Genomic DNA, 14,797 nt, shown 5'->3' with positions numbered 1-14,797 from the left:
TCGTGGGCGATCGGGTACGAGGATCGTCGGATGGAATACTGGTCGCCATGGCAGATAGTCCGGGCTCGGTCATCGTGTTCGGCGGGCGCAGCGAGATCGGGGTGGCCGTGGCCGAACGCCTCGCAGCCGGCCGAACCGTGGTACTCGCCGCACGACGTCACGACGAGCTCACCGACGAACGGGCACGTCTGGAAGCCGCCGGCGCCACGCGGGTGGTCCAGGTGGCCTTCGACGCTGACGACACCGCCTCGCACACCGAGCTGGTCGGGCGGCTGGTCGCCGACCACGGCCCGGTTGAGGTCGCGGTCGTGGCGTTCGGAATCCTCGGCGACCAGCAGCGCGCCGAAACCGACGTCGAGCACGCACTGCAGATCGCGCACACCGACTATGTGGCACAGATCAGTGTGCTCACCCCGCTCGCGAACGTGCTGCGGGCGCAGGGTTCGGGCACTATCGTCGTGTTCTCGTCGGTCGCCGGGATCAGGGTGCGGCGCGCCAACTATGTGTACGGCTCCACCAAGGCCGGCCTGGACGGCTTCGCCAGTGGCCTTTCGGATGCCTTGCACGGCAGCGGGGTTCGTCTCCTGTTGGTTCGTTCCGGTTTTGTGATCGGTGCGATGACCCGGGATCTGATGGCGGCGGGTACAAAGCCGGCGCCGCTGTCGGTCACCGCCGACGCCGTCGCCGACTCGGTGGTACGGGCGTACCGGCGCGGGCGGGGTGAGGTGTGGACTCCGTGGGCGATGCGGCCGATGTTCATCGGTATGCGCCTGCTGCCGCGTGTCATCTGGCGGAGGCTGCCCCGGTGACGGCACCGCGATTCGTCGTCGTCGGTATCGGGGAGGACGGCTGGACCGGACTGACCGGCGCCGCCCGGGACACTCTGTCGACGGCCGCGGTCGTGTATGGGTCACCCAGGCAGCTGGACCTGATCAGCGACTCCGTCGACCATGGGCGAACCCGGCTGTATCCGTGGCGGTCACCGATGTCGCAGCACCTGGCCGAGGTTCTGCGCGCCCCACCCGCGCCGCTGGTGCACGTGTTGGCCAGCGGCGACCCCATGTTCCACGGCGTGGGCGCGTCGATCGTGCGCGAGGTCGGCGCCGAACGTGTCACCATGCTGCCGCAGGTGTCGAGCGCGTCGCTGGCGTGCGCACGCCTGGGTTGGGACCTGGCCGGCACCCGCATCGTCAGCGCCGTCACCGGACCGCCGGAGACCGTCGCCGGGCACCTGTCCGACGGCCGCCGCGTCCTGGTACTCAGCCGCGATGCGAACACCCCGTACCAGGTGCTGAACATTCTGCGGGACAACGGTTTCAGTGGCTCGCGGGTGCGGGTCCTGGAACGTCTCGGGGGTCCGGCCGAGCGGATTTACGATGCCATGCCCGAGACCGCCGGCCCCGGCGACGTGGATCCGCTCAACATCGTCGCGGTCGACTGCCACGGTCCCCGCATCTGCGCGGCGCCGGGCCTGCCCGACGACATGTACGAGAACGACGGCCAGCTCACCAAGGAACCGGTCCGAGCGCTCACCGTGTGCGCGTTGCGGCCCGGCGGTACCCAACTGCTGTGGGATGTGGGCGGCGGGTCGGGCAGCATCGCCATCGAATGGTTGCGCGCGGACACCGACGGCCGGGCCGTCGCCTTCGAGGCCGATGGGGGACGGGCCGAACGTCTCGGACGCAATGCCGTGCGGCACGGGGTCGCCGGACGTCTGCGGATCGCCGGCAGGGCACCGGAGGCGCTGGCCGCGCACGGCACCCCCGACGCGGTGTTCATCGGCGGCGGCCTGTCCGAACAGGTGCTGGAGCAGTGCTGGGCGGCGTTGGCGCCCGGCGGCCGGCTGGTCGCCAACGGTGTGGCCATCGAGTCACAGAACCTGCTTGCCTCGGCCGCCGGCCGGTACGGCGGCACCTTGCGCCGGTTCAGTGTCGAAACGGCCGGGCCGTTGGGGTCGCTGACCACATGGCGCCCGGCCCTGCCGATCGTGCAATGGGCGGCAAACAAGAGTCAGGAGCAGCGGTGACCGTCTACTTCATCGGAGCCGGACCCGGCGCGGCCGATCTGATCACCGTGCGCGGGGCGCGCGCACTCGGCCGATGCCACACCTGTGTGTACGCGGGTTCGCTTGTGCCGCAAGAAATGCTGGCGCTGTGTCCCGACGGTGCCGAGTTCGTCGACACCGCGCGGATGCCGCTCGCGGCGATCATCGACGTGATCGCGGCCGCCGACGGCGCCGGTCACGACGTGGCCCGGCTGCACTCGGGCGATCTGTCGCTGTATTCGGCGATGACCGAGCAGCGGCGTCTGCTCGCCGAACGCGGCATCGCCTCCGAGATCGTGCCCGGCGTCCCGGCGTTCGCGGCCGCGGCCGCCGCGCTCGGGTCCGAGCTGACGGTGCCGGGGGTGGGTCAGAGTGTGCTGATCACCCGGGTGTCGACGCTGTCGACGGACATGCCGGCCGGTGAGACGCTGCCCGAGCTGGCCGCCGCCGGTGTCACTCTCGCCCTGCATCTGGCCGCGCACCGTACCCACGACATCGTCGCGGCCCTGGCCCCGCACTACGGTGCGGACTGCCCGACTGCCACCGTCGCGTTCGCGAGCCGCTCCGACCAACAGATCGTGCGGTGCCCGCTGGCCGAGCTGCCCGCCGCGCTCGCGGCCGAATCCATCACGAAAACCGCCGTGATCTTCGTCGGGCGGGTGCTCGAACCCCAAGGGGTCGACACCATCACCGACAGTTACCTGTACTCGGCGGCGCGCATGACCAAACTGCGGAACCATCCGTGAACGCGATCCTGATCCTGGGAGGCACCGGCGAGGGCCGCGAACTGGCCGCACTGCTTCACCACGCGGGCATCGAGGTCATCACCTCCCTCGCCGGCCGGGTCGCGCAACCACGCCTGCCGGTGGGTGCGGTGCGCATCGGCGGTTTCGGGCAGTACGCCGGCGGCGACGGAGTGAGGGGGTTGACCGACTGGTTGCGCGAGAACGGCGTCCGCGCCGTCGTCGATGCCACCCATCCGTTCGCCGCCACCATCACCGGTCATGCCGCCGAGGCGACCGGCCGGGCCGGGGTTGCGTTGCTGCGCCTGCGCCGACCCACCTGGGATCCGGCCGATTTCCCCGGCGGGGACCGCTGGCATCGGGTCGCCACGATCGACGCAGCTGCCCACTGCGTTTCCCGGCTCACGCACGCCGGGCGCAGGCGGGTCCTGCTCACCACCGGCCGCCAGGACGCCTCGGCGTTCGCCGGAATCGACACCGCATCGTTCCTGATCCGCGTTGTCGACGCGCCCACCGGTCCACTGCCGCCACACCACCAGATCCTGCGGTCCCGCGGTCCCTACGACGCCGATTCCGAGCGGCACCTGCTCACCGAGAACCGGATCGACGTGCTCGTCACCAAGAACAGCGGGGGAGCCCTCACCCGCGCCAAACTCGACGTCGCCGGGCCACTGGGGATCGACGTCGTGATGGTGGACAGGCCGGCCGAACCCCCGATCGAGACCGTCGTCGACACTGCCGCCGACGCATTCACCTGGTGCGCCGAGGTAGTGCGGTAACGACTACGGGTCCGGTTTGACGCGTGCAGACGTACCCGGCGCCGCCCGGTAGGTTGAGCGGTGATGAGCGCGCCACAGAACATGCCACCCCCGTATCCCGCCCAGTACCCGCCGTTCCCGGGTGATCCGTACGGTCAGCGGCCGACGCCCCGGCCGTCGTCGTCGGCACGTGCGATCGGGTTGGCCCTGGCGGCGGCGCTCGTGCTCGTCGTGGTGGCCGGTGCGCTGGCGTACCCGATGGTGACCCGCGTCGACGGACGGCCGAGCGCTGCCACCGCTGTCCCGTCGGCAGCCGCACGGGCCGAAGGGGCACCGTCGGTGGCCACCGGCTACGGTTTGCGGACCTCGCCGCCCAGCCCGGGCGACGTGGACAACCGGGTCGTGGTGACGCTGTTCGAGGATCTGCAGTGCCCGGCGTGCAAACAGTTCGAGGCGATCTTCGGCGACGCGGTGGTGACGCTGCGCGCCGATCCCGATGTGATCGTCGAGTACCGGATGATCTCGTTCCTCGACGGCGCATCCAGCAACCGGTACTCGTCGCGGGCCACCAACGCCTCGGCCTGTGTGGCCGAGGCGACCGCGACCGGTGGCGATTGGTCGACGTGGCTGCGCTATCACACGATGCTGTACGATCGGCAGCCCGCCGAGGGCGGAGCCGGCCACGACGACGCCACCTTGGCCGAACTCGCCCTCGACGCCGGATCGACCGATGTCCGGGACTGCATCACCGCCAACACCTACGGCGCGTGGGTGCGCGCCGGAACCCAGGACGCGCTGGCCGGGATCACCGGCACCCCCACCGTCACGATCAACGGCCGCACCGTCGAACTGAGCACCCCCGAGGCGCTGATCAGCGCCGTCGAGCAGGCCGGCGGATAACTCTCAGACCGTCGGCCCGGGTGCGGGAGTGTGGCGGCGCGGGGTGAACACCAGGTCGCCGCCCGCCCTCGACACCGCCGTCGTCGCCGAGGAACCGACCACGATCAGCGTCCGCATATCCACCACGGCCGGGTCCAAACCGCCGACGGTGGTGGTGTGCAACGACTGCTCGGGCCCACCAACATCACGGCCGAGCACGAGCACCCGCTCGGGGGATACCGATTCCAGCAGCAGTTCCTTGAGCGCCGGGACCTGCCAGGAGCGGCTCGCCGAACCGGGGTTGTAGATGGCGATGACCAGGTCGGCGGCCAGCGCGTGCCGGATGCGTTCGCAGATCACCTCCCACGGCTTGAGCCGATCCGACAGCGAGATCACCGCGAAGTCGTGGCCGAGCGGAGCCCCGACCGCGGCGGCCACGGCGGTGGCCGCGGTGACCCCCGGCACAACCCGCACCGGCACGTCCTGCCAGGCCGGTTCGGAGGCGACCTCGGCGACGGCGGTGGCCATCGCGAACACGCCCGGATCGCCCGAGGACACCACCACGACCCGCGCACCTCGATGCGCCAGCGCCAGCGCGAACTCGGCGCGTTCGGACTCGACCCGGTTATCGCTGGCGTGGATCCGCTGCCCGGGGCGCGGCGTCAGCCGTTTGAGGTAGGTGGTGTAGCCGACGAAGTCGGTGGCGGCGGCCAGTTCGGCGCGCACCTCCGGCGTCGTCCAGGTGTCCCGGCCGGGCCCCAGACCGACGACAACCACCTCACCCGACGCGCCGGCGGCCGGGGCGGCCGGATTGTTGCGTCCGCCGGGCACCACGATCATCGAGAAGTACGGCACCTGGGCCGGGTCCACATCGGCGGCCGGCAGCACCCGCTGCGACGCCGTCGAGGCCCGCTCCACATACCAGGCCTCCTCCAGCCGGCCGGATTCCTCCAGCGAGGCTCGGACGGTGGTGAACGTGCGGCCGAGTTTCATCACCGCGAACGCGTCGGCGCTGCGGAACCGGGCGGTCAGGTCCACCTGCGAGAGGGTGCCGGGGATGACGGTGAGCGTTTCCTCACCCTCCACCAGTGGGATGGCCATCGCCGCCGACGCCGCGCTCACCGACGTCACGCCGGGGATGATCTCGGCGGCGAAATCGGTGGCCAGACGTTTGTGCATATGCATGTAGGAGCTGAAGAACAGCGGATCGCCCTCGGCCAGCAGCACTACATCCCGACCGGCGCGCAGGTGTTCGGCGAGCCGCTGGGCGGACTCGGTGTAGAAGTCGGCCAGCGCCCCGGCGTATCCGCGCGGATGATCGGTGGTCTCGGTGGTCACCGGATACATCAGCCGTTCCTCGATCTGCCCCGCACGCAGATACGGCTCGGCCACCGAACGGGCGATGCTGTTGCCGTGCCGCGCACAGTGGTACGCGATCACCGGCGCCGCACCGATCAGTCGCGCGGCCTTGATCGTCACGAGCTCACTGTCGCCGGGGCCCAGTCCGACGCCCCACAGTTTGCCGTTTCCGCTCATCGCTCATACCTCCGATGTCGAGGCCAGCGCGTTGAGCGCGGACGCGACGATCGCCGAACCGCCACGCCGTCCGCGTACGGTGAGAAACTCCAGGTCGGTGCGGGCGGCCAGCGCATCGCACGATTCTGCCGCACCCACGAATCCGACCGGGGCGCCGACGATCGCGGCGGGCCGGTCGGCTCCGGCGTCGATCAGCTCGAGCAAGGCGAACAGGGCGGTGGGCGCATTGCCGATCGCCACCACCGACCCGGCCAGCAGTGGCTTCCAATACTCCAGTGCCGCAGCAGTTCTGGTGGTTCCCATCCGTTCGGCCAGCTCGGGCAGGCCCGGTTCACCGAGAAAACACAGCACGTCGTTGTCCGCGGGGAGCCGACGCCGGGTGACCCCGGAGGCCACCATGTTCGCATCACACAGGATCGGGGCACCGGCCGCCAGCGCGGTACGGGCTGCGGCCACCACACCGGGTGTGGCCACCACATCGCCGGCCAGATCCACCTGCCCGCAGCCGTGGATCATTCGCACCACCACGTTCGCGACGTCGGGCGCGAAGGCGGACAGGTCCGCTTCGGCTCGGATGATGGCGAAGGACTGACGGTAGATGGCGGCACCGTCGCGCAGATAGTCACTCATGGTGACTCACAGCGTAAATGCGCCGGGTGCGTCCGTGGGCGTGGGGTACATCCGTGGACCTGGTTCATCCGTGGACATGGGCACGGCGATAGCCGTCGGGGTGGGCCTCGACGAGCAGGTGGGCGCCCGTGGGTGCGCCGCACCCGCGTTCGCACCCCGACCAGTGTTCGCGTCCGGTCACCGGCCCGCCGTCGACCCGGGCCAGCAAGTCGTCGCGGACCGGGGCGTGGGCGCGTCCGCAACCGGGTGAGCCCACGCAACAGGTGACCGATGCCCACGGCGACGACGCGTCGAAGGTCAGGCCCATCGGGGCCAGGACCCGCACCACGGTTTCGGCGACCGCCTCGTCGAGATCGCACAGGAGAATCTCGCGGTCGCCGGTGACGATGACCGGTTTGTTCACTGCGGCCAGGAAGTGCAGCAGTTGAGCGGGAACCCGCGCCAACTCGACGACGGCGCCGAGCAGCACCGCGCCGTCGTCCTGGTCGAACCAGCCGACGATGGGGGACGGCGACGGAGCGACCTGCGTGATCGGCCCGACCGGCGGTGCCAACCGATCGCGTGCGCGGATGATGATCTCCTCGCGTTCGACATCGGTCAGGTCACCGATCCGCCAGGGTTGCGGCGCCACGTCGACCTTGTCCCGCGCGAGTGCGGCCAACGCCGCCGCTGCATCGGTCGTCGGCGCCGAACCCAGCGGCTGGTCGCCGAGCAGCACGTCCACCGTGTCGGCGGAGCGGGCCAGCACGGCGATATCGGGGTGGCGGGCAATCACGTCGCAACGGCCGTCATCGATACCGAACAGGAAACGTCCCGACAGGCCCGTCAGCATGGCGTCGGAGCCGACGATCGCGTCGAGTTCGGCGCAAACATCCCCGACATCGGCAACCCCGCCGATCCGTCCGGTCAACGGTGACAATGCGATGTTGCGCGCCCGATCGTTGGTTGCCGCCGCCGCCAAACCCGCGGCGGTCATCAGCTCGGCCAACCCGACACCGTCCTCGACGCCGCGGATCTGCACATTTCCGCGCGCGGTGAGCTCCAGATATCCGTCGCCGAACTCCTCGGTGGCCGTCGCCAACGCCTCAAGTTGCGGCGGGCGCACCCGGCCACCCGGCAGCCGGATACGGGCCAACGCGCCATCGGCCGCCGTATGCGTCGCGTGGACGCCGGGGCAGCGATCGGATCGGTCGCGATGAGTGTCGGGCACAGGTCCAGAGTAGAGCCGCTACGGCCGCAACCACTCGTCGGGAACGGTCAGTCCGATCCGGTGCGGACGGTCACGCCACGACCGGTCGCGACCTCGGCGAGCCGCCGATCAAAGGTGGCCAGATCGGCCGAAGCGAACTCGGCCGCCGCGAGTACGCAGCAGTCCGGCATCTTCAGGCCGGTGTCGACCCGCAGCCGGGCCAACGCCACGGGCTCATCGGCAGTCGGGGTCAGCTGCTCAATGCCGAGCCTCACCAACTGTGACAGCATCACCTGTTCGTGTCCGGTGCGTGCCGGGTGAACGAGCAGTTCGGCCAGCGACAGTGGATGCACCCCGAGTGTCTCCTCGGTATCGAGAATGTTGAGGGCACGTTCGGCATGGGGATGGTCGACGCCGAAATGGGCGATCAGCACACATGTGTCCACCACGATCACTCGGGCCAGTCCTCGCGGAGATCGCCGAGGTAGCCGTCCGGGTAGGCGATGCTGCCCCGGACTTGCAGCAACGCCCGTCGCCGATCGGCTTGCCGGGCGTCGCGGGTTGCGGCGAGCGTCGTGGCTCCCGCGACGATCAGCCGGGAGATCAGCTCCGACCGCGGCACATCGGGCCACTCCTGAGCAGCCGTCTCCAGCGCCCGAGTCACGGACGCGGTCTCCGAGATCTGAATGCGCTTGAGGGTGGTCGGCATGGATGCCAGTGTACCACCGGATAAAAGGGTGGTACACCCGGCTCGGATCGGGCCGGTTGCGTGCGTATCGTTCGACCGGACCCGACGGCGCCCGGCGTATCCCGGCGTGACTACGCTGTGACGTGCGAGCAGCTGAAGCCGGTGTGAATCCGGCGCGGTCGCGTCACTGTAACGGTGCTCGGGGCACCGAAGCCAGACCTGCCGCTCGTCCCGCCACGACCGACTACCCCGGGCGCGTTTCCCGGTGAGGAGAGCCATGATCCTGCTGCTGTCGACCTCCGACACCGACCTCATCACCGCCTCGGCCTCAGGTGCCGCATATCGGGTGGCCAACCCTTCCCGCATCCTCGTCGACGATGTCACCGAACTCGCCGACGGCGCCGACCTGGTGGTGATCCGCATCCTCGGTGGGGTGCGTGCGTGGGAGGACGGACTGGCCGCCGCGACCGCGCTCGGCAAGCCGCTGGTGGTGCTCTCCGGTGAACAGCAACCCGACCCCGACCTGATGGCGGTATCGACGGTGCCGGCCGGGGTGGCGGCCGAGGCACACAATTACTTGGCTGCGGGCGGCGTGGAGAATCTCACCAACCTGCACAACTTCCTGTCCGACACCGTGCTGCTGACGGGCCACGGATTCGAACCGCCGCAGCAGACGCCCGGCTGGGGTGTACTCGACCGCACGGTGACATCTCCCGTCGCTCCGCTCGCCCCTACCGCCGACACACCCGCAGGGACGCCGACCATCGGCGTGCTCTACTACCGGGCCCAGCACCTGGCCGGCAATACCCGCTATGTAGACGCGCTGTGCTCCGCGATCGAGGCCAAGGGCGCCCGTGCGCTGCCCATCTACTGCGCCTCCCTGCGCACCGCCCCCGACGAGCTGATCGAACTGCTCGGCACCACCGACACCCTCGTCGTCACCGTGCTCGCCGCGGGCGGGTCCACCCCGGCGGCAGTGTCGGCCGGCGGCGACGACGAGTCATGGAACATCGAACGGCTCGCCGCCCTCGACATCCCGATCCTGCAGGGCCTGTGCCTGACCGGTTCACGCGAGGACTGGGCCGCCGGCGACGACGGCCTGTCGCCGCTGGATGTGGCCACCCAGGTGGCGGTACCCGAATTCGACGGCCGCATCATCACCGTCCCGTTCTCGTTCAAGGAGTTCGACGAGAACGGCCTGCCCTGGTACCAGCCCGACCACGAACGCTGTGCCCGCGTCGCCGGGATCGCCACGGCCCATGCCCGGCTGCGCAAGACCACCGCCGCCGACCGCAAGGTGGCGATCATGCTGTCGGCATACCCCACCAAACACGCCCGCATCGGCAACGCCGTGGGCCTGGACACCCCGCGCAGTCTGCTGCGGCTGCTCTCGGCGATGGGGGAGTCGGGCTACGACATCGGCGCCGAGGGCCAGATACCGGGCCTGGCCGACGACGACTCGGACGCGCTGATCCACGCGATCATCGACAAAGGCGGACAGGATTCGGACTGGCTCACCGAGGAAGCACTGGCCGCCAACCCGATTCGGGTCTCCGCCGCCGACTACCGCGACTGGTTCGCCACTCTGCCCGCCCCACTGCGCGAGAACGTCGAGAAGCATTGGGGACCTGCGCCGGGTGAGCTGTTCGTAGACCGATCGGTCAACCCAGACGGCGATATCGTCGTTGCCGCAATGACATTCGGAAACATCGCGATCCTGGTGCAGCCGCCGCGCGGTTTCGGCGAGAACCCGGTCGCCATCTACCACGACCCCGATCTGCCGCCCTCGCACCACTACCTCGCCGTATACCGGTGGGTCGCCGGATTCAGCGGAGACAACTTCGGCGACAAGGGTTTCGGTGCTGACGCCATCGTCCATGTGGGCAAGCACGGCAACCTCGAATGGCTGCCGGGCAAAACCCTCGGAATGTCGTCGGACTGCGGCACCGACGCCGCACTCGGTGATCTGCCCCTGATCTACCCGTTCCTGGTCAACGACCCCGGTGAGGGCACCCAGGCCAAACGCCGCGCCCACGCCGTCCTGGTCGATCACCTGATCCCACCGATGGCGCGCGCCGAATCATACGGCGACATCGCCCGCCTCGAGCAGCTCCTGGACGAACACTCCAACGTCTCCACGCTCGACCCGGCCAAGCTGCCCGCGATCCGCCAGCAGATCTGGACGCTGCTCACCGCCGCCAAGATGGACCACGACCTGGGCCTGGCCGAACGGCCCGACGAAGAGGTCTTCGACGACATGCTGCTGCATGTGGACGGATGGCTGTGCGAGATCAAGGACGTCCAGATCCGCGACGGCCTGCACGTGCTCGGGCAGGCACCCGATGCCGACACCGAAACCGACCTGGTGCTGGCGATGCTGCGTGCCCGCCAGTTGTGGGGCGGCACCTCGGCGCTGCCCGGCCTGCGCGAGGCGCTCGGCCTCACCGAGGACGGGTCCGCCGCCCGCGCCGACGTCGACGAGTTCGAGAGCATCGCCCGCGGCCTGGTCACCGCCTGCGCCACGAGGGACTGGTCGGCCGAAGCGGTGGCCGAGGCGGCGCACGGCCATCCGGAAGCCGTCGCCGACATCCTCACCTTCGCCGCCACCGAGGTGGTGCCCCGGCTGCGGCAGACCTCCGTCGAGATCGACCGGGTACTACACGCCCTCGACGGTGGTTTCATCCCGGCCGGGCCGAGCGGCTCCCCGCTGCGCGGCCTGATCAATGTGCTGCCGACGGGCCGCAACTTCTATTCCGTGGACCCCAAGGCGGTGCCGTCGCGGCTGGCCTGGGAGACGGGCCGGGCGATGGCCGACTCGCTGCTCGAGCGCTACCTCGCCGACCACGGCGAGTACCCGCGGTCGGTGGGTCTGTCGGTGTGGGGGACCAGCGCGATGCGAACCTCCGGCGACGACATCGCCGAGGTGCTGGCGCTGCTCGGGGTGATGCCGGTGTGGGACGAGATGTCCCGGCGAGTATCGAGCCTGGAACTGATCGACCCGCAGGAGCTCGGCCGGCCACGCATCGACGTCACCGTCCGCATCTCCGGCTTCTTCCGCGACGCGTTCCCGCACGTGGTCGCCATGCTCGACGACGCCGTCACCCTCGCCGCGGGCGCCGACGAACCCGACGAGCAGAACTTCGTCGCCGCTCACGTGCGGGCCTCGCTCACCGAACACGGCGACCGCCGGCGGGCATCGACACGGGTGTTCGGGTCCAAACCCGGCACCTACGGCGCCGGTCTGCTTCAGCTCATCGACTCCCGTCAGTGGCGCAGCGACGAGGACCTGGCCCGCGTCTACACCGAGTGGGGTGGCTACGCCTACGGCCGTGACCTGGACGGTGTGCCCGCCGTCGACGACATGCGCGCGGCCTATCGCCGGATCGCGGTGGCCGCCAAGAACACCGACACCCGCGAACACGATATCGCCGACTCCGACGACTACTTCCAGTTCCACGGCGGTATGGTCGCCACGGTCCGCGCGCTCACCGGCAAGGATCCCGAGGCCTACATCGGTGACTCCACCCGCCCCGACGCCGTGCGCACCCGCACCCTCTCCGAGGAGACCAGCAGGGTGTTCCGGGCCCGGGTGGTCAACCCGCGCTGGATCGCGGCGATGCAGCGGCACGGCTACAAAGGTGCGTTCGAGATGGCCGCCACCGTCGACTACCTGTTCGGCTACGACGCCACCACCGATGTCGTCGCCGACTGGATGTACGAGAAGCTCACCGAGTCGTACGTGCTCGACGCGGCCAACCAGGAGTTCATGCGCCAGTCCAATCCATGGGCGCTGCACGGTATCGCCGAACGTCTGCTGGAGGCGGCGCAGCGGGAGATGTGGCATGAGCCGCCCGCCGATATGCTGGCCGAACTGCGGCGCATCTACGTCCAGGCCGAGGGCGACATCGAAGGACGCGACACCGCGCAATAGCCGCCACCGCGCAGTGGCGGCGGGGCCGCGACCGACCTCACCGGCGGCCCGGGAGAAAAACCGGAACCTCACACGTTGAACGGTTCGACGGGGTGCATCCGGACCGACCGAACAGCACCCACGGAGAGGACGGGTCCAGTCTCATGCGTCTTGCGATAGTACTCGGATATGCGGCAGTGGAGATCGGCGCCTTCGCTCTGGCGATCGGCCTGCTCGGATTCGGTTGGGCCGTGGTGATCGGCCTGACCGTGTTCACCCTCGGTCTGGTCGTGTTGCGCGGCCACGGCCGAAAGCTCGTCGGCGAGCTGCGGCGCGCATCCCGCAACGAGGTCGATCCGCTGCCCGCGATGGCCGACACCGGTCTGACGGCCCTGGCCGCGGCGCTGCTTGTGGTGCCCGGTGTGGTATCGACGGTGCTCGGCATGATCCTGCTGGCCCCGCCCGTACGCAAGGCGGCCCGGCCCGCGGTCACCGCCTACGGCACCCGGCGCTTTGCCGCCACCATGGACCGGTTGGGGCTGTACTCGGTGGGGTTCTTCGCCGCCGACGGCACCCGCGGCGGCCAGGTGATCGACGGTGTCGTGCTCGACGGGGACGTGGTGTACACCGACGAGCCGGCAACCGGGCACCGGCACCAGAACGGGGCCACGGGCCTGCCGCGCGGCGGGGTGTGATCGACGGCCTGTCGCGGCAGTCCCGACGTCCCGGCCCGTCGATGCCCGCCAGGGCAAATGGCCCCCTCGACAGCGGTCGGGCAGACTGAACGATCGTGGCTACAGATTTGTATGTGGGTGGCGCGGTGTATTCACCGGCAGCACCCGACGCGACCGCACTCGCCGTCACCGACGGCATCGTCGTGTGGGTGGGCAGCGACGACGTCGGTCGTGCGCTGCATCCGGGGGCACGGATCATCGGCCTGGACGGCAGATTCGTGGCACCGGCGTTCGTCGACTCACATGTGCACCTGACCTCCACGGGCCTGGCGCTGACCGGGCTCACCCTGACGTCGGCGGCGGGCCGCAGCGACTGCCTTGCCCTGCTGGCCGCCGCCCATACCGCGTCCGCGCCCGGCGACCTGATCTGGGGAACCGGCTGGGACGACTCGGCGTGGGACGACTCGGTCGCCGGTGAGGGACGATGTCCCACCACGGCCGAGATCGACGCGGTCGTCGGCGATCGGCCCGTATACCTGGCCAGGGTCGATGAACATTCGGCGCTCGCCTCGTCGGCACTGCGCGCCCGGATTCCGGGGCTGGCCGATGCCGGCGGATTCCATCCGGCCGAACCGCTCGTGGCCGAAGCCCACCACCTGGTGCGCGGTGCGGCACGCGGTCTGCTGAACGCCGACCAGCGCCGCCGCGCCCAGCTGCGGGCGCTCGATCATGCGGCATCGGTCGGGGTGGTCGCCGTCCACGAGAACGGCGGCCCCGATATCAGCGGCACCGCCGACTTCCTCGCGATCGCCGACCTCGACCATCCGGTGGCGGTCCGCAGGTATTGGGGGCAGGCGGTCGCCGCCGCCGACGAGGCCCGCGCGCTCCTGGGCACGCTCAACGCCGACGCGCTCGGCGGCGACCTGTTCGTCGACGGCGCCCTCGGATCGCACACCGCATGGCTGTCGCGGCCCTACACCGACGCCCCGGACACCACCGGTATCGCCTACCTCGATCACGACACCATCGGCCGGCACATCGCGGCCTGCACCGTGGCAGGCATCCAGGCCGGCTTCCATGTCATCGGGGACGCCGCCGCGGCATCGGTCGCCGGGGCCTTCGCCGAGGTGGCCGCCGAACTGGGCACACCCGCGACCGCGCGCTGCGCCCACCGTCTCGAACACGCCGAGATGGTCTCCGCCCCCGACATGGAGATCCTCGCGCGCTGCGGAGTGGTCGCGAGCATGCAACCACAGTTCGACGCGGCCTGGGGCGGACCCGGCCGGCTGTACGAGCAGCGTCTCGGTGTCGATCGGGCCGCGGGGCTCAACGACTTCGGCGGCCTCGCCAAGGCCGGCGTGGCACTCGCGTTCTCCTCCGACACACCGGTCACCGGCATCGACCCGTGGGCCACCGTCAGGGCGGCCGTCCATCACCATCAGCCCCGCAACGCGATCTCGGCGCGGGCCGCGTTCGCCGCCGCCACCCGCGGAGGCTGGCGGGCCGGAGGCGTCAACGACGGACTCACCGGCACACTCGCCCCCGGCGCACCCGCCCACTTCGCGGTCTGGGAGGCCGACGAACTGGTGGTCGTCGGCTCCCACGCGGGTGTGCAGCGTTGGTCCACCGATCCGCGGGCGCGGGTCCCCGCACTGCCCGACGTATCGCCGGAGGCCGCGCTGCCGCGCTGCGTGCAGACCTTCCGCGACGGGGCACCGGTGTACTCGGCGGAGGCGGCCGGTTGAG

13 protein-coding genes are annotated in these 14,797 nt (G+C 70.3%); 8 read left to right on the top strand and 5 right to left on the bottom strand.

The genetic code is table 11. The features are described 5' to 3' along the window. The first annotated feature begins 47 nt into the window (after positions 1-47). The 5 genes from GII31_RS10885 (at position 48) to GII31_RS10865 (ending at position 4,445) form a co-directional block, all read left to right on the top strand. On the top strand, positions 48-809 hold the full coding sequence (locus GII31_RS10885; RefSeq protein WP_213249423.1) for an SDR family NAD(P)-dependent oxidoreductase: 762 nt from the start codon (positions 48-50) through the stop codon (positions 807-809). Beyond that, positions 806-2,026 carry a precorrin-6y C5,15-methyltransferase (decarboxylating) subunit CbiE gene (cbiE, locus tag GII31_RS10880; protein ID WP_213249421.1) on the top strand — a complete coding sequence of 407 codons (1,221 nt, stop codon included), beginning with the start codon at positions 806-808 and terminating at the stop codon, positions 2,024-2,026. Before GII31_RS10885 ends, cbiE begins: the two co-directional genes overlap by 4 nt. Further along, positions 2,023-2,790 carry a precorrin-4 C(11)-methyltransferase gene (cobM, locus tag GII31_RS10875; protein ID WP_213249419.1) on the top strand — a complete coding sequence of 256 codons (768 nt, stop codon included), beginning with the start codon at positions 2,023-2,025 and terminating at the stop codon, positions 2,788-2,790. The genes cbiE and cobM overlap by 4 nt, the downstream gene beginning before the upstream one ends. Further along, positions 2,787-3,566: a cobalt-precorrin-6A reductase gene (locus GII31_RS10870; protein WP_213249417.1), complete on the top strand. Its 780-nt coding sequence runs from the start codon at positions 2,787-2,789 to the stop codon at positions 3,564-3,566. Before cobM ends, GII31_RS10870 begins: the two co-directional genes overlap by 4 nt. 63 nt (positions 3,567-3,629) lie before the next feature. Further along, positions 3,630-4,445 (top strand): DsbA family protein, encoded by an 816-nt coding sequence (locus GII31_RS10865; protein WP_260840431.1) that lies wholly within the window; start codon positions 3,630-3,632, stop codon positions 4,443-4,445. A gap of 3 nt (positions 4,446-4,448) precedes the next feature. Here the strand turns inward: GII31_RS10865 and GII31_RS10860 are convergent, their stop codons facing one another. The 5 genes from GII31_RS10860 to GII31_RS10840 all read right to left on the bottom strand — a co-directional run bounded on the left by GII31_RS10860 (position 4,449) and on the right by GII31_RS10840 (position 8,488). Then, positions 4,449-5,960: a precorrin-2 C(20)-methyltransferase gene (locus GII31_RS10860; protein ID WP_260840430.1), complete on the bottom strand. Its 1,512-nt coding sequence runs from the start codon at positions 5,958-5,960 to the stop codon at positions 4,449-4,451. 3 nt (positions 5,961-5,963) lie between these two features. Further along, positions 5,964-6,590 carry a precorrin-8X methylmutase gene (locus GII31_RS10855; RefSeq protein ID WP_213249413.1) on the bottom strand — a complete coding sequence of 209 codons (627 nt, stop codon included), beginning with the start codon at positions 6,588-6,590 and terminating at the stop codon, positions 5,964-5,966. A 64-nt stretch (positions 6,591-6,654) separates the two neighbouring features. After that, entirely contained in the window at positions 6,655-7,800 is a 1,146-nt protein-coding gene (locus GII31_RS10850; protein WP_213249411.1) for a precorrin-3B synthase, read from the bottom strand. A gap of 47 nt (positions 7,801-7,847) precedes the next feature. Beyond that, positions 7,848-8,234 (bottom strand): type II toxin-antitoxin system VapC family toxin, encoded by a 387-nt coding sequence (locus GII31_RS10845; RefSeq protein ID WP_213249409.1) that lies wholly within the window; start codon positions 8,232-8,234, stop codon positions 7,848-7,850. Then, positions 8,231-8,488 (bottom strand): hypothetical protein, encoded by a 258-nt coding sequence (locus GII31_RS10840; protein ID WP_213249407.1) that lies wholly within the window; start codon positions 8,486-8,488, stop codon positions 8,231-8,233. Before GII31_RS10840 ends, GII31_RS10845 begins: the two co-directional genes overlap by 4 nt. Positions 8,489-8,744: 256 nt before the next feature. Between GII31_RS10840 and cobN the strand changes: the two genes are divergently transcribed. The 3 genes from cobN (at position 8,745) to GII31_RS10825 (ending at position 14,796) form a co-directional block, all read left to right on the top strand. After that, positions 8,745-12,398 (top strand): cobaltochelatase subunit CobN, encoded by a 3,654-nt coding sequence (cobN, locus tag GII31_RS10835; RefSeq protein ID WP_213249405.1) that lies wholly within the window; start codon positions 8,745-8,747, stop codon positions 12,396-12,398. A 143-nt stretch (positions 12,399-12,541) separates the two neighbouring features. Beyond that, positions 12,542-13,072: an FxsA family protein gene (locus tag GII31_RS10830; RefSeq protein ID WP_213249403.1), complete on the top strand. Its 531-nt coding sequence runs from the start codon at positions 12,542-12,544 to the stop codon at positions 13,070-13,072. 95 nt (positions 13,073-13,167) lie between these two features. Next, on the top strand, positions 13,168-14,796 hold the full coding sequence (locus tag GII31_RS10825; protein ID WP_213249401.1) for an amidohydrolase: 1,629 nt from the start codon (positions 13,168-13,170) through the stop codon (positions 14,794-14,796). The last annotated feature ends 1 nt before the right edge of the window (position 14,797 follow it).

This window comes from Gordonia pseudamarae, from assembly GCF_025273675.1.
GTDB classification, from domain to species: domain Bacteria; phylum Actinomycetota; class Actinomycetes; order Mycobacteriales; family Mycobacteriaceae; genus Gordonia; species Gordonia pseudamarae.
Note: the sequence above shows the minus strand (reverse complement) of the source record. Positions and strands in the feature narration are given on the sequence as shown.